The sequence below is a fragment of the Cryobacterium fucosi genome, assembly GCF_004403515.1.
GTDB classification, from domain to species: Bacteria; Actinomycetota; Actinomycetes; order Actinomycetales; family Microbacteriaceae; genus Cryobacterium; species Cryobacterium fucosi.
Genome location: NZ_SOHH01000049.1, coordinates 1 through 15,010 on the forward strand (window position 1 = coordinate 1; position 15,010 = coordinate 15,010).

The window sequence follows — 15,010 nt, forward strand, 5'->3', positions numbered from 1 at the left end:
CCTGTTTCTCGCGGGCGGCGATGCCGGCCTGGTCGAGGTCGTCGCGCATCCTTCGGGCCCGGGTGAAGCATTGGTCCGCGTTCCACCCCACCGCCTCGGCGAGGAGCCGGGTGAGGGCGGTGGCGAGTTTGTCGGCGGTGACGGCGGTGTCGATGTCGCCCAGGCCTTTGCGGATGGATTCGGCGGCGTCGACGGAGAGGGTTCCGGCGGTCACGGCGCGGGCAATCGGAGCCTGCCACGACCCAGGAACGGCCGGTTGAGGCGACCCGTCAGTCCCAGTCCCGTCAGTCCCAGTCCCGTCAGTGCCTGTCCCGACCGTGCCGGGCGACTCGGGTGCTTCCGCGGTTTGCCGGTCGGCGGCTTCGGTCTGGGCGAGTATCGTGCCGACGGCGACGAGTTTGAACGCCTCGTTCTTGCTCGAGCCGGTGACGTTTTGGATCATCGCTTCCGGGGAGAGGAAGCCTTGCTGGGCGGCGAGGCCGGAGTGGCCCAGTTCTGGGCGGGAGCGGCGGGCGATGGTCGCGGCCATCCACGCGGCCCGGGTCTCCAACAGTCGGCGGNGGTGTTCATGTCACAAGGATACCAAAACACGAACACAGATGTGAGGGTTTGTCACGAGTTGTGGATAATTTTATCGAAGGTGTATTCACTGGTCTCGACGGGCTCGACCACCGGGCGGGCGGGGTCTCGACGGGCTCGACCACCGGGCGGGCGGGGTCTCGACGGGCTCGACCACCGGGGGCGCGACTCGGGTCAGTCGCCCTTGATCTCCTCACGCACGCGGCGCAGGTCCTCCATCAGTGACCCGATCAGAATCCAGTGCTGGGGATGCGGCGACGCGATGATCAGCGGGGCGGTCAGTGCGGGCGGCTCGAGAGGCAGAGACACCTTCTCGCGATCGGGGTGGTCGACCTCCGACGCCAGCAGCCTGAGGTCATGGGCGGCCCGGCTGAGCTCGACGGTGATCGCCAGCACCGTCGGCTCCAGATGGAGCGAGTGGTCGTAGTGGTCCCTGAGCGACCTGGTCATGCCGATTGTCCGCGTGACCAGGGAGATCAGGCGGTTGTAGAACTCCTCGTCGATGTCGAGCAGGCGCCGGTGCATCCCGTGCCGGGGATTGAGGGTGAGGCTCTCCTCGGCCTGCTTGATCGCCTTCTCGGCCTTGCTCAGCATCGGGCGTAGCAGCCGCGCCTTGATCATCATCTCTTCGATCTGGCCGGTCTTCTGTGGAAAGCGGAGTGCGTCGACGATGCGGTCGAGGGTGTCGGCGACCTCGAGTGCGAGCCGCACCACGGCGTCGTGGGCCGGTGCGAGCAGCACGGGCGGCACGATCAGCGCGTTGACGACGAGCGCGACGGCTGCCCCGATGATCGTCTCCAGGATGCGGTCACGCGCGTACTCCGGGGTCGTCGCCCCGATCGAAAGCACGAGCATCGCGCTGATCGGGATCTGGCTCGCCGAGCTGGGCGCGAGGCGCAGCGCCCAGGCCAGCATGATGCAGAAGACGATGGCGAGCAGCACGATCCAGCTGTCCTGCCCGAAGGCGATGCCCACCGCGTAGGCGATGAGGACTCCGCCGATCACCCCGAGGCTTCGTTCGACCGCGCGGCCCAGGGTCTGGTTGATGTTCGGTTGCACGACCAGCAGGGCCGCGATGGCGGCGAAGATGGGCAGGTCGGTCTGCAGCAGGAACTGGGACAGCAGCCAGCCCAGTCCGACGGCGACGGATGTCTTCACGGCCTGGAGTAGCGGGATCCGGCTCGTGGATCGCAGGCGGGCCGTTATTCTCACTTGCTCAGGGTAGCGCGAGGGAGCCGCCCGGCAGTCCGGACGCTCCGACGTGTTCACGGGGGCTCCGCGGGCTCGGCCGCCGAGGCGCCGTCCGGCCGGAAGAAACGGCTGTACTCCTGGACGGCGCGATCGAACCCGGCCCGCTGGCGTCCGGTCAGTTCGTGGAACGCCGTGACCGCGTAGACCGGGCTCCCGGGGCGGCCTGCCCGTCGCCAGGTGCCGGCCACCCGGCCGTTGACGAGCACGAGCGGCAGGAAGATTCCGTTCTTGCCGGGCACGACCCGCGGGAAGTCGGCGTCGTCGACCGCGAAGCCGCGGTTCCGGTAGCCGAGCAGGTATTCGTCGAATCCGGGCAGGGGGAGCACCGGCGTGCGCTGCGTCGGCGGCCCGCCGGCCTCGCCGGTATCGGCCGCTGCCGCCCAATAGTGCGTGATGCCGTCCACCTGCAGCTCGACCAGCCGGCCCAGGGCGACACCGAGGCCGACCCTGGCGTCTGCCACGGTGAGCTGGGACCACCAGGCGAAGTCCTGCAGGGTCGCCGGCCCGTGGCCGGAGAAGTAGCGCAGAACGAATTCGCCGAGGGCCTCCTCCCGCTCCAGCCGTCGCGGCGCCCGCACCCATTCGTCCAGCAGCACCAGATGCTGCTGCGAGCCGACCTGCCTGCCCCAGCAGACCGTGCCGGTCAGAGCAAGGTGGGCTATCAGGTGGTAACCGCGCTGGCCCGCCGTGCTGATTCCGGCCGCTTCGAGGGCGGCGAGGAAGCCGGCCCTGGAGAGCTGCCGGCCGCCGGTCAGAGCGGATAGAGCGACTGCCGTCGCCTGCGCGCCGATCGCATCGTCGAGGCCGAGTTGGCCGCGACGGGTTCGCATCCCGGCAAGCACCCTCGGCGCCGACAGTCCAAGCATCCAGCCCAGGTCCGCCGCCGGCACGAGGTGCAGCGTGCCGCGCATCGGCCAGGAGCGCACGATACTCGCGTCGTCGATTGCCCGGCGCACGTCGTCAGCCGATGATCCCGGCGCTCGCACGCCGACGGCCCACCTGGCTGCGGTGAAGTCCTGCGCCTGCACGGCGAGAAGGCGCTCGACGACCTCGAGAGGTCCGGTCAGCGTGCCCCGGCCGGTCCCGCTGACCGGACCCAGTCCATGCCGGGCCAGCCGCAGCCGGGTGACGTCACGGGAGGAGGCGGTCGGTGCCATCAAAACAGTATGCCGGACACCGGGCCGGGCCGGGCGCGGCTAGTCAAACGTGCGCAGCAGCTGCCACTCCGCCTCGGTCTCCCCGTGCGCCACGTCGAAGACGTGGGTTTCGCCGTCGTCGGCCGTGGCCTGGAACCGCCAGCCCGCGATCCGGAGCGGCGGATGCCCGACGCCGAAGTCGTGGGGCGAGAACGGTCTCCACCAGTCACAGGTGTCCACGAGGGCCGTCGGTGTGTCGGTCACCCGGAACCGGCGTGCGCGCCAGACCATCCGCTGCGGTTCTCCGACCGCACTCGTCCAGACCCTGATCGGTTCGTCCACCCTGGGCACGTGGCACCACCTCATTACGATCCCGAATCGAACGTACGTTCGATAAAGAACTATAACTCCGTTGCACGGCTCAGCGCCAGTGCCCGTCGGGTCGGATATCCGTTTCTGCTCGGCGCCCCGAGGCGGAGAGTTCAGGCGAGGTCGTCGTCCGTGCGCGCGCCGAAGACGATCTCGTCCCAACTGGGCATCGCGGCCCGGCCGCGCTTGCCGTGGCTGCCGGTGTTGCGGGGCTGGCCGGTGGCGGCCTGGTTGGACCAGGCATTCCTGGACGGGTCGGTGGCCGGTTCAACGGCGGGCGCTTCCGCCGGGGTCTCCAGCAGTCGCATGCCCTGTGACGGCACCACGGGGGCTTCGTCGTGCTCGAAAACGGCCGCTTCCCGCTCGCCGCGGCGGCGGCGGAGGGATTCGAGCAGGTCTGCGGTTTCGCTCAGGCTCTGGGGTGGCTCGGCGGCACGCTTGATCGCGGCCTTGGAGACGGCATCCGTCGTGCCGGCCGGGCGAGAGTACGGGATCGGGTCCAGCAACGGCGCGGTGTCGGCCAGCAGGTCGTCGGCCAGCGACTCCTTGAACGTGAAGGCGCCGCTGTCGAACCGGGAAACGTCGGCCAGGCTCGTCTCCGCGCCGACGGCGCGAAGGCGGGGGATGAGCGCGCCCTTGAGCTCGCCCTGCTGGGAGAGCGCGATTGCCTCGTTGCCGACCGGAGACAGGGAGTTCTTCTTCGGCTCGAAGCCCCAGCGTGCATCGTGGTCGATGTCGTCCGCGGTGAAGGCGAGCTTCACGATCCAGCCGGCGCCCGGCTCCTTCCAGCTGGCCCAACGCTCATTGGTGGCACCCAGCGACGCGAGGCGTTCGCGGATGACGCTTCCGAAGTTGGCGCCTCCCTCGACCGGATCTGGGTCGATAGCCGTGTGCACCGGCACGCCCAGCGCGCAGGACACGATGTACTCGCGCTCGGCGACGACCGGGCCCTCGAAGCGGCGAACGAAGTCGATGGACGCGCCGGTCACGGCCGCGACATCCTCGGCGGACATGCCCGAGCGGATGTGGGCCTGAACCTCGCGCGGGGACAGCTTCGGCCCAGACGTCGATTCGGTCTGGGTTTGGCGAAGCCGGGACTGGAGAACCTCGTCGATGGGGATCCGGAAACGATCACCATCCTCGCTGGCTGCAAGCAGCGCACCGTTCTCAACTCCGATAACTTTCAATTCCTGCATCTCGAAAGCCCTCTCGCGATCACTGATGTCGCCAAGACTGCCATGCAATCACCGCTTTTCCGGGGAATACGCCGGGCGTGCCGCAAGTTGATGCCTGTGCCGACGAACACGGACGGCGCGTAGTTTGCTATTCCGTCAGGATTGTTGGAAACTATGCCCGCCGATTTCGTTTATCGGCGTTAATGAAATGGATGGGTATGGCAACCGATTACGACGCACCGCGAAAGACCGAAGACGACTCTGAGTCGATTGAGGCCCTCAAGGAGCGCGTACCCGACAAGATGTCTGGAGTCGTGGATGTCGACGACTCAGACAACCCCGGTGGTTTCGACCTTCCCGGCGCCGATCTGTCCGACCTCGACCTCGATGTCGTCGTCCTGCCCCCGCAGGCCGACGAGTTCACCTGCGTTGAGTGCTTCCTCGTGAAGCACCGCTCGCAGATGTCGCACGAGACCAAGCTCGGTCCGGTCTGCCTGGAGTGCGACGCCTAAGCGCGCTTAGTTACTTGATGCTGGCCGTCGTGATCCATTGATCGCGGCGGCCAATTTCTGTGGGTGGCGAGTCGACACCAGCCAGTAGGGCGCAGGGTCGGTCGCATCCACGATCGGGATGCGCACGACCGGGCCGACCCAGCCGCGGATGAGCAGCCACGCGCGGGCATCGAGCCTGCGCCCGCGTTCCAGCGTCGCTTCCGCGCCTTCGAACGGAGCGGCCTCGCCGACCAGGTCGGTCGCAATCGTCGCCTTTCCCGCCGTCAAAGTCCCGTTCCTGACCAGCAGGACGGGCGAGGTGAGCAGCAGGGTCAGGACGCAGGCGGCATACAGGCCGGCGGCGATGACGATGCCGGCCAGCATCGAGATCGGCGCGAAGACGAGGATGCTCGCGGGGATGACCAGTGCTGTGGCGACGAAAGGCGCGGGAGACGCCCAGAGTTTTTCGCGATATTCAGGCATGGCTCTATTCGATCAGACTTCTGCACTAGCCTCGACACGTGGCAGAAAGCGTCGAAGTCCTGATTACCGCGTCCGTCCTCCCGAATTACGCGCATCCGGGCGATGCAGGGGCAGATCTGCACTCCTCGGAGGCGCTCGTCCTTGCCCCCGGTGAGCGAGCCCTGGTCGGAACCGGTGTCGCCATCGCGCTGCCTGACGGGTACGCCGCGTTCGTGGTGCCCCGGAGCGGGCTCGCCGTGAAGCACGGCATCACCATCGTCAACGCGCCGGGCACCGTCGATGCCGGCTATCGCGGCGAGATCAAGGTCACGCTGCTCAACACCGATACTTCTGTCTCGTTTCCGATCGCCGTCGGCGACCGGATCGCGCAGCTCATCGTCATGCCCGTCGCCCGGGCCGCCTTCATCCCCGTCGAACGGCTGCCGGGCAGCCAGCGCGGGGAAGGCGGATTCGGGTCGACCGGGCTCGGTCGGAAGCCAGCCGGCGCCGCAGGGTCAGCCGGCACCCCAGAATCAGGAGACACCCCGTGAGCGACATCGTTGACCCGGAAGAATTCCCGGAATCATTGGCCAAGTCGGCGCCGGAGGACCGTGAGACCGAAGGTCCGCTCGACGAGATCGAGGCGAACCCGGTGCGACCGTATGTCGACCTCGGCGGCGTGAAGATCCTGCCCCGCGAGGGACTCCACCTGCGCCTTGAGATCGAAGAGGGCAGCAAGCGGGTCGTCGCGATCGGGCTCGACTACGCCGGCTCGACCCTGCAGGTCCAGCCGTTCGCCGCCCCGCGGTCGAGCGGCCTCTGGCACGAGATCCGCGACCAGATCGCCGACCAGATCGGAAGGCAGGGCGGCACGACGACCCTGCGCGAGGGGCCGTTCGGCCCCGAACTCGTCGCGGAGATCCCGGTCGCGGCCGGCTCCGGCGCAGAGGAATCGAGCCGGCTCGCCCGGTTCATCGGCGTCGACGGCCCCCGGTGGTTCCTCCGCGGCGTGATCGCGGGCGAGGGCGCCGTGAACCCGGAGGCGGCCGCCCAGATCGAAGACCTCTTCCGCAGCATCGTCGTCGTGCGGGGATCGGCGCCGATGCCGCCCCGCGACCTCATCCCGCTCCGGATGCCGTCCACTCCGACCGGCGCCGGCGAACCGACCGACGGCTGACCCGGCCTCCCGGCAGGAAGAACGACCGAATGACGGACGCGCAGGTACCTCCAGACGAGCCTCCGGCCGCGTCGACGCCAGCGGATGCCCCGGCCGGGACCGCCCCCGGCGTGACGCCGGATTCCGGGACCGGCCCCGCGGTGTCGGAGGCCTTCGCCCAGGGAATGGCCGCGGCGGCACGGCGCGCCGGCTTCGCCTCGGCCGCCGACGGCGAACCGATCAGCGGCCATGCCCTGCTTGCGGCGATGGGCGGCATCCGGGGCCTGGTCGAGGCCGTGCTGCCCGGCCTGGTCTTCCTCGTCGTCTACACGTTCACCCGGTCCACCCTGCCTGAGCAGTCGCTCGTGCTGTCCCTGATCGCCCCCGTGATCATCGGCGTCGTCTTCGTCGTGCTCCGCCGGGCCGTGCGCCAGACCGTGACCCCCGCCATCGGCGGCCTGCTCGGCGCCGGGTTCAGCGCCGTGCTGGCCCTGTTCTCCGGCAACGCCGCGGATGCCTTCCTGCCGGGCTTCTGGACCAACGGCGCCTACGGGACGGTGCTGCTGGTGTCGGCCCTGGTCGGCTGGCCGATCCTCGGCCTCGCGGTCGGCTTCCTGATGAATGACGGGATCGCGTGGCGGGAGGACCCGTCGAAACGTCGGGTGCTCACGGTCCTCACCCTGTGCTGGGCCGCGCTCTTCGCGCTCCGCCTGATCGTGCAGTTGCCGCTGTACTTCTCCGACAACGTCGAATGGCTCGGCGCGGCCAAGCTGATCATGGGCATCCCGTTGTATGCCCCGCTCCTGGTCGTGTCCTGGCTGATGGTGCGTTCCGTCTATCCCGCACCGGGCCGCACGGGTGCGACGTCTGCCGGGGCGAGCGAGGACTGACCTCATGGTCGCGGGCGAGGAGCTTCCCGGTCTCACCGGCACGGAGGTGGCCCAGCGACTGGCCGACGGCCGCGGCAACGATGCGCCGCAGCCGACCTCGCGCACCGTGGCAGACATCCTGCGGGAAAACGTGTTCACCCTGTTCAACGCGATCCTCACGGTCTGTTTCGCGGCCGTGCTGCTCCTCGGCGACCTGCGCGACGGGCTGTTCTACGGGGTTGTCGTCGCGAATGCGTTGATCGGGATCGTGCAGGAGGTGCGCGCCAAGGTCGTGCTCGACAAGCTGGCGCTCCTGTCCGCGCCGGAGGTCGCGGTCAAGCGCGACGGGCTGCGTCACATCGTGCCGCTCGCCGGGGTCGTCCTGGACGACATCCTCGTGCTGCGGCCGGGCGACCAGGTGCCCGCCGACGCCCGGGTCCTGGCCGGGGACGACCTCGTCGTCGACGAGGCCATGCTCACGGGGGAGTCCGAGCCGCAGGTCAAGGTGGCGGGGGACCCGCTGCTGTCCGGCTCGCATGTGGTGGGAGGGTCCGGCTACGCGGTCGTCACCGCGGTCGGAGCGGCGTCCTACGCGAACAGGCTGACCGCCGAGATCAAGCGGCATTCCCTCGTGCGCTCCGAGCTGCGGGCGGCGACCAACCGCATCCTTGTGGTGTTGTCCTGGATCCTCGGGCCCGTCATCCTGATCACGCTGCTCGGCCGGGTCTCGACCTACGGCGGGATCGCCGCCCTCGCCGACTTCAGCGACGGAGACTGGCGCGCCGCCCTCCGCGACGCGGTGGCCAGCGTCGTCGGCATGATCCCGGAAGGGCTCGTGCTGCTGATCAGCCTCGCCTTCGGGGTTGCCGCGATCCAGCTGGCCAGGCACAAGGTGCTGATCGAGGAACTGGCGGCAGTGGAGGTGCTTGCCCGCGTCGACGTGCTCTGCCTCGACAAGACCGGCACGCTCACCAGCGGCGAGCTTGTCTTCGACCGGCTCGTCCTCGACCCGCAGGTCGCGTTCGACCCGACGCTCGAAGCGGGGGCGAGCCGGGCCCTCGGTGCCTTCGGGGCCGACGACGCCGCAAACCTCACCGCCCGGGTGCTCGGCGGCCACTTCTCCGTCGGCGGGGCCACGGTGCGATCCCGGCTGCCGTTCGGCTCGGCCCGGAAATACAGCGGCGTCGCACTCGAGCATGCGGGGGAACCGTCCGCATGGCTCCTGGGGGCGCCGGAGCGGCTCCTCGCGGGGCACCCGGACCGCCTGGCCGCGGCCAACGACATCGCCGCGGCCGGCCAGCGCACCCTCGCCCTGGTCAGGCTGGCCGGCGACCTGGCGACGGACGCGGCCGCCGACCCGACCGACCAGGACCTCACCCCGGCGGCCCTCGTGGTGTTCCGCGAATCGGTGCGCCCGCACGCCGCGGAGACCCTCCGCTACTTCGCGGGGCAGGGGGTGCGCGTGATCGTGATGTCCGGGGACAACCCCGTCACGGTCGCGGCCCTCGCCCGCGAGCTCGGCCTCGCAGGGGAGACGGTGAACGCGGCGGGCCTCGCCGATGACGCGGCCCTCGCGGCGGCCCTCGGCTCGGCGAGCCTGTTCGGACGGGTGAGCCCCGAGCAGAAACGGAAGGCGGTGGCCATCCTCCAGGCGGAGGGGCGCACCGTCGCGATGACCGGCGACGGAGTCAACGACGCCATGGCGATCAAGGACGCCGACCTCGGAATCGCCATGGGTGCTGCGACCCCCGCCACCAAGGCCGCATCCCGGCTGGTGCTGCTCGACAACCGGTTCGACCGGCTGCCGGAGGTGCTCGCCCTCGGCCGCCGGGTGATCGCCAACGTCGAGCGGGTGGCGAACCTGTTCCTGTCGAAGACGGTCTACGGCATCCTGATCGCCCTGGCGATGGCCGCCCTGGCGTTGCCGTTCCCGTTCCTGCCGCGCCAGCTGACCCTGGTGTCCGCCCTCGCGATCGGGATCCCGTCGTTCGTGCTGGCCCTCGCCCCGAACCGGCGCATCTACACGCCCGGTGTGCTGCGCCGGATCATCCGGTACGCCGTGCCTACCGGAATGATCGCCGCCGCGACCGTGCTCGCGGCCTTCCTCCCGCTCTTCCACCGGATCCCGCTCAACGAGGCCCGGAGCGTCACCACGGTCGCCCTGTTCGTCGTCTCGCTGGCGATCCTGGCCGCGCTGGCCCGGCCGCTCACCGGGCCGCGGCTGGCGCTTGTCCTGTCCATGGCCGCGGCCATGGTCCTCGCCTGCACCGTGCCGTCCGGCCGGGTGTTCTTCGCCATCGCGGTGTCGCCGAACCTCGCGCTGGCCTACGGTATCGCGGTCGGCCTGTTGGGCGCGGCCGGCATCGAGCTGATGTACCGGTTCGCGAGGCGCCGCGGCCTGATCTTCGACCGCGAATAGTTCGGGAAATACCGCCCGGAATGCGGCCGTGCCTTCGTCTCCGCGCTAGAGTTATCTCTATGTCAAGATAGTTTGGCGGACAGTATCGATCGGGTGCCGTGCCCGCTGGTTAGGTTACCCTTGCTGGCAGGGGCAGGCGTCCGGTCGTCAGGATTGAGGATTGCGGACGGTTTCCCGTCGGTTTCCACGAAGGAGAGGGCAACGTGTCTGCAGTAAACAGCTTTGGAGCAAAGGACACCCTGCGGGTCGGTTCGACGGACTATGAGGTCTTTCGGCTCGACGCGGTCGAGGGTCACCAGAAATTGCCGTTCAGCCTGAAGGTACTGCTGGAGAATCTTCTCCGCACCGAGGACGGCGCCAACATCACCGAGGACCACATCCGCGCCCTCGGCGCGTGGGTCCCGACCGCCGAGCCGGACACGGAGATCCAGTTCACCCCGGCCCGGGTGATCATGCAGGACTTCACCGGTGTGCCCTGCATCGTCGACCTCGCCACCATGCGCGAGGCCGTCGCCGAGCTCGGCGGCGACGCGAAGAAGATCAACCCGCTCGCCCCGGCCGAGCTCGTCATCGACCACTCCGTCATCGCCGACCTCTTCGGCAGCGAGAACGCCCTCGAACGCAACGTAGAGATCGAATACCAGCGCAACGGCGAGCGCTACCAGTTCCTTCGCTGGGGCCAGACCGCCTTCGACGACTTCAAGGTCGTCCCGCCGGGAACCGGCATCGTGCACCAGGTCAACATCGAATACCTCGCCCGGGTCACCATGACCCGCGAGGTCCCTTCGACAGTCTCAGGACAAGCAACAATAGTGCAGGCCTACCCCGACACCTGCGTCGGCACCGACTCGCACACCACCATGGTCAACGGCCTCGGCGTGCTCGGCTGGGGCGTCGGCGGCATCGAGGCCGAGGCGGCCATGCTCGGCCAACCCGTCTCCATGCTCATCCCCAAGGTCGTCGGCTTCAAGCTCACCGGCTCCATCCCCACCGGCGTCACCGCGACGGATGTCGTGCTCACCATCACCCAGATGCTCCGCAGGCACGGCGTGGTCGGCAAATTCGTCGAATTCTACGGCGAGGGCGTCGCCCAGGTTCCGCTGGCCAACCGCGCCACGATCGGCAACATGAGCCCCGAGTTCGGCTCCACCGCCGCCATGTTCCCGATCGACGACGTCACCCTCGGCTACCTGCGCCTCACCGGACGCAGCGAGGAGCAGGTCGCCCTCGTCGAGGCCTACGCGAAGCTGCAGGGCCTGTGGCACGACCCGAACCAGGAGCCCGTCTTCAGCGAGTACCTGGAAATCGACCTCGGCACGGTCGTCCCGTCGATCGCCGGCCCGAAGCGCCCGCAGGACCGGGTCGAGCTCAGCCGTGCCCAGGAGCAGTTCGAGCTCGACCTCCAGAGCTATGCCAGCCAGGACCTGTCCAGGGTGGACGCGGCGGTCGAGGGGACCTTCCCGGCATCCGACCCGATCGGTTTCACCGCCGAGGACGAGTGCAGCGCCCACCAGCTCTCGCACAGCCACGTCAGCCACGCCCCGGCAACCGTGTCGAACCCCGTCCCGATCACCACGGCCGACGGCGTCAGCTACACGCTCGACCACGGTGCGGTCGCCGTCGCCGCGATCACGTCGTGCACGAACACCTCCAACCCGTCCGTCATGCTCGCGGCCGGCCTGCTCGCCCGCAACGCGGTCAGGAAGGGGCTCACGAGCAAGCCCTGGGTCAAGACCACCCTCGCGCCCGGCTCCAAGGTCGTCACCGACTACTACGCGAAGGCCGGCCTCACCGACGACCTCGAAGCCCTCGGCTTCTACACCGTCGGTTACGGCTGCACGGTCTGCATCGGCAACACCGGCCCGCTGATCGACGAGGTGTCCGCCGCGATCAACGAGAACGACCTGGCCGTCACGGCCGTGCTCTCCGGCAACCGCAACTTCGAGGGCCGGATCAGCCCCGACGTGAAGATGAACTACCTCGCCAGCCCGCCCCTGGTCATCGCCTACGCCCTCGCCGGGTCGATGAACTTCGACTTCGAGACGGATGCCCTCGGCACCGACCTGGACGGCAACGACGTGTTCCTCAAGGACATCTGGCCGGACTCCGCCGAGGTGCAGGCCACGATCGACAGCTCGATCGACACCGCCATGTTCACCAAGGAGTACGGCGAGGTCTTCGAGGGTGACGCGCGCTGGCGCTCCCTGCCGACGCCCGACAGCGAGGTCTTCGAATGGGACCCCGAATCGACGTACGTGCGGAAGCCCCCGTACTTCGACGGGATGACGCTGGAGACCAGCCCGGTCACCGACATCGTCGGAGCCCGCGTGCTCGCCAGGCTCGGCGACTCCGTCACGACCGACCACATCAGCCCCGCCGGCAACATCAAGGCCGACAGCCCTGCCGGCCAGTACCTGATCGAGCACGGCGTGGCACGCGGCGACTTCAATTCCTACGGGTCGCGCCGCGGCAACCACGAGGTCATGATCCGCGGAACCTTCGCGAACATCCGTCTCCGCAACCAGCTGCTCGACGACGTCGAGGGTGGCTACACCCGCGACTTCACCGTCGACGGCGGGCCGCAGGCGTTCATCTATGACGCGAGCCAGAACTACCAGGCCGCCGGAACGCCGCTCGTCATCCTCGGCGGCAAGGAGTACGGCTCCGGCTCGTCCCGCGACTGGGCAGCCAAGGGAACCAGCCTGCTCGGAGTGAAGGCCGTCATCACCGAGAGCTTCGAGCGGATCCACCGGTCGAACCTGATCGGCATGGGCGTCGTCCCGCTGCAGTTCCCGGCCGGCTCAAGCTGGGCCTCGCTGGGCCTGGACGGCACCGAGGTGGTCCGGGTCTCGGGCATCGAGGAGCTGAACCGCGGAACGACTCCGAAGACGGTCCGAGTGACCGCCACGCCGAGCGCCGACTCGGCGGCCGGCAAGGAAACGGTCGAGTTCGACGCGGTCGTGCGCATCGACACGCCGGGCGAGGCCGACTACTACCGCAACGGCGGCATCCTGCAGTACGTGCTGCGGTCGCTCGTCTCCTAGCAACTCCCGGCCGGCTCCCAAACCGGCGCGTAGACTCGGTCTGACCGAATCTGCGCGCCGGTTTCATTCGGCGCCTGGCCAACGTGAAAGGTGTTCCTGATGGGTCTTCTGGAGACAATTTCCGGTCCCCGCGATCTCGATGGTCTCTCGAACCAGCAACTCATCGAGCTCGCCGCCGAAATGCGGGGCTTCCTGGTCCACGAGGTCGCGAAGACCGGCGGGCACCTCGGACCCAACCTCGGCGTCGTCGAGATGACGATCGCCATCCACCGGGTCTTCGAATCGCCGCGCGACGCCATCGTGTTCGACACGGGCCACCAGACCTACGTGCACAAGCTGCTCACCGGGCGGCAGGACTTCAGCAGGCTGCGGCAGCGCGGCGGCCTTGCGGGCTACCCGCAGCGTTCCGAGTCGGTGCACGACATCGTCGAAAGCTCCCACGCCTCCAGTTCGCTCTCCTGGGCAGACGGGATCTCCCGCGCCTTCGAGATGACCGGGCAGAGCGACCGCCACGTTATCGCCGTCGTCGGCGACGGCTCCCTCACCGGCGGAATGACCTGGGAGGCCCTCAACAACATCAGCGATGACAACACCCGTCGCCTGATCATCGTCGTGAACGACAACGGCCGCTCCTACGCGCCCACGATCGGCGGCATGGCCCGGTTCCTCAACACCGTGCGTACCCGGAAGAGTTACCGGACGGCGTACCTGACCAGCCGTCAGGCATTCGACCACATGGGTGCCCCCGCGCGGGCGTTCTTCCGCGGCGTGCGCGGCGGGTTGCACGGCTTCCTCGCCCGGGTCTCCAACAACGAGGCGCTCTACTCGAACCTGGACATCAAGTACATCGGACCGGTCGACGGACACGACATGGTCGCCATGCTCGAGGCGCTTCGCCAGGCCAAGGGCTATGGCGCCCCGGTGATCGTGCACACGATCACCCAGAAGGGCAAGGGCTACGACCCGGCCATGCGGGATGAGGCCGACCAGTTCCACGCCGTCGGCCAGATCGACCCGGAGACCGGCGAATCGATCGAGTCGGCCGGCGCGCCGTCGTGGACGTCCGTCTTCGCCGACGAGCTGCTCCGCCTCGCCACCCTCGACGAGCGGATCGTCGGCATCACCGCCGCGATGCTCCGCCCCACCGGACTTCACAAGATGGCCGAGCGGTTCCCCGACCGCGTCCACGACGTGGGGATCGCCGAGCAGCACGCCGTGACGAGCGCGGCCGGCCTCGCCTTCGGCGGCCTGCACCCCGTCGTCGCGCTCTACGCCACCTTCATCAACCGCGCCTTCGACCAGGTGCTGATGGATGTCGCCCTGCACAAGGCCGGCGTCACCTTCGTCCTCGACCGGGCCGGGGTCACCGGTCCGGACGGCCCGAGCCACCACGGGATATGGGACCTCGCCATCCTGCAGGTCGTGCCGGGCATCCGTCTCGCCGCGCCCCGGGACTCGGTCCGGCTGCGCGAGGAGCTCGAAGAGGCCGTCAAGGTCGACGACGGGCCGACCGTGCTGCGCTTCCCGAAGGGCAGCACCGGTGTCGAGTTCGACGCCATCCGCCGTCTCGAAGACGGGGTGGACGTGCTGCTGGAGTCCAGCCAGCAGGACGTGCTCATCGTCACGGTCGGACCGATGGCCGGGATGGGCCTCGACGTGGCACAGCGCCTCGCCGCGCAGGGGATCGGCGCCACCGTGGTCGACCCGCGCTGGGTTGTGCCGGTGCCGAAGAGCATCATCGCGCTGGCGGCCGAGCACCGGATCGTCGTCACGATCGAGGACGGCATCCGGGTCGGCGGCATCGGCACCCGGATCCGGCAGGACCTGCGCGAGGCCGGCGTGGACACCGCCGTGACCGAGCTGGGCCTGCCCGACGAGTTCCTCGACCACGGCACCCGGGCGGAGATCCTCGAGCGGGTGGGCCTGACGCCGCAGCACATCGCCCGCGACGTGGTCGCGATGGTCCTCGGCAGCAAGATCCCGCACGCCCGGCCGCTGCCCGCCGGCCAGGCCGACACCGGATCGATCACGGTCAACCGCGCCCACAAAGACTGACCTG

Annotated in this window: 13 protein-coding genes; 7 read left to right on the forward strand and 6 right to left on the reverse strand. The window is 69.0% G+C overall.

The genetic code is table 11. The features are described 5' to 3' along the window. The 5 genes from E3T48_RS05230 to sepH form a co-directional block, all read right to left on the reverse strand. Positions 1–529: DUF222 domain-containing protein (locus E3T48_RS05230; protein ID WP_134522775.1), on the reverse strand; the 529-nt coding region annotated here is incomplete at its 3' end. A gap of 224 nt (positions 530–753) precedes the next feature. Then, positions 754–1,791, reverse strand: a complete 1,038-nt coding sequence (locus E3T48_RS05235; RefSeq protein ID WP_134522776.1) for an FUSC family protein — start codon at positions 1,789–1,791, stop codon at positions 754–756. A 53-nt stretch (positions 1,792–1,844) separates the two neighbouring features. After that, entirely contained in the window at positions 1,845–2,987 is a 1,143-nt protein-coding gene (locus E3T48_RS05240; RefSeq protein ID WP_134522777.1) for a winged helix DNA-binding domain-containing protein, read from the reverse strand. Positions 2,988–3,026: 39 nt separating this feature from the next. Further along, on the reverse strand, positions 3,027–3,317 hold the full coding sequence (locus E3T48_RS05245) for a hypothetical protein (protein ID WP_134522778.1): 291 nt from the start codon (positions 3,315–3,317) through the stop codon (positions 3,027–3,029). Positions 3,318–3,448: 131 nt separating this feature from the next. After that, positions 3,449–4,531 carry a septation protein SepH gene (sepH, locus tag E3T48_RS05250; protein ID WP_134522779.1) on the reverse strand — a complete coding sequence of 361 codons (1,083 nt, stop codon included), beginning with the start codon at positions 4,529–4,531 and terminating at the stop codon, positions 3,449–3,451. 197 nt (positions 4,532–4,728) lie between these two features. Here sepH and E3T48_RS05255 point away from each other — a divergent pair, with 197 nt between their 5' ends. After that, positions 4,729–5,022, forward strand: a complete 294-nt coding sequence (locus E3T48_RS05255) for a DUF4193 domain-containing protein (protein ID WP_066599570.1) — start codon at positions 4,729–4,731, stop codon at positions 5,020–5,022. A 6-nt stretch (positions 5,023–5,028) separates the two neighbouring features. On the opposite strand, the gene E3T48_RS05260 is transcribed toward E3T48_RS05255, so the two are convergent. Next, a complete protein-coding gene (locus tag E3T48_RS05260) occupies positions 5,029–5,484 on the reverse strand; it encodes a DUF3093 domain-containing protein (RefSeq protein ID WP_134522780.1) in 456 nt (151 codons plus the stop codon). Between the two features lie 38 nt (positions 5,485–5,522). On the opposite strand from E3T48_RS05260, the gene dut reads away from it, so the two are divergent. The 6 genes from dut to dxs all read left to right on the forward strand — a co-directional run bounded on the left by dut (position 5,523) and on the right by dxs (position 15,006). Beyond that, positions 5,523–6,014: a dUTP diphosphatase gene (gene dut / locus E3T48_RS05265; RefSeq protein WP_134522781.1), complete on the forward strand. Its 492-nt coding sequence runs from the start codon at positions 5,523–5,525 to the stop codon at positions 6,012–6,014. Then, complete coding sequence (locus tag E3T48_RS05270; RefSeq protein WP_241986667.1) at positions 6,011–6,640, forward strand: DUF3710 domain-containing protein; 630 nt, start codon at positions 6,011–6,013, stop codon at positions 6,638–6,640. The genes dut and E3T48_RS05270 overlap by 4 nt, the downstream gene beginning before the upstream one ends. Positions 6,641–6,669: 29 nt before the next feature. Next, a complete protein-coding gene (locus tag E3T48_RS05275; protein WP_134522783.1) occupies positions 6,670–7,509 on the forward strand; it encodes a DUF3159 domain-containing protein in 840 nt (279 codons plus the stop codon). Between the two features lie 4 nt (positions 7,510–7,513). Then, positions 7,514–9,907 carry an HAD-IC family P-type ATPase gene (locus E3T48_RS05280; RefSeq protein WP_134522784.1) on the forward strand — a complete coding sequence of 798 codons (2,394 nt, stop codon included), beginning with the start codon at positions 7,514–7,516 and terminating at the stop codon, positions 9,905–9,907. 203 nt (positions 9,908–10,110) lie between these two features. After that, on the forward strand, positions 10,111–12,951 hold the full coding sequence (locus tag E3T48_RS05285) for an aconitate hydratase (RefSeq protein WP_134522785.1): 2,841 nt from the start codon (positions 10,111–10,113) through the stop codon (positions 12,949–12,951). 99 nt (positions 12,952–13,050) lie between these two features. Continuing rightward, complete coding sequence (gene dxs / locus E3T48_RS05290; protein WP_134522786.1) at positions 13,051–15,006, forward strand: 1-deoxy-D-xylulose-5-phosphate synthase; 1,956 nt, start codon at positions 13,051–13,053, stop codon at positions 15,004–15,006. Positions 15,007–15,010: the final 4 nt, after the last annotated feature.

What these genes read in the sequence shown, in the direction of transcription:
- E3T48_RS05240 (WP_134522777.1), bottom strand. Translation starts at nt 2,987, where the DNA reads ATGGCACCGACCGCCTCCTCCCGTGACGTCACCCGGCTGCGGCTGGCC.
- E3T48_RS05280 (WP_134522784.1), top strand. Translation starts at nt 7,514, where the DNA reads ATGGTCGCGGGCGAGGAGCTTCCCGGTCTCACCGGCACGGAGGTGGCC.
- E3T48_RS05260 (WP_134522780.1), bottom strand. Translation starts at nt 5,484, where the DNA reads ATGCCTGAATATCGCGAAAAACTCTGGGCGTCTCCCGCGCCTTTCGTC.
- dxs (WP_134522786.1), top strand. Translation starts at nt 13,051, where the DNA reads ATGGGTCTTCTGGAGACAATTTCCGGTCCCCGCGATCTCGATGGTCTC.
- E3T48_RS05275 (WP_134522783.1), top strand. Translation starts at nt 6,670, where the DNA reads ATGACGGACGCGCAGGTACCTCCAGACGAGCCTCCGGCCGCGTCGACG.
- sepH (WP_134522779.1), bottom strand. Translation starts at nt 4,531, where the DNA reads ATGCAGGAATTGAAAGTTATCGGAGTTGAGAACGGTGCGCTGCTTGCA.
- E3T48_RS05255 (WP_066599570.1), top strand. Translation starts at nt 4,729, where the DNA reads ATGGCAACCGATTACGACGCACCGCGAAAGACCGAAGACGACTCTGAG.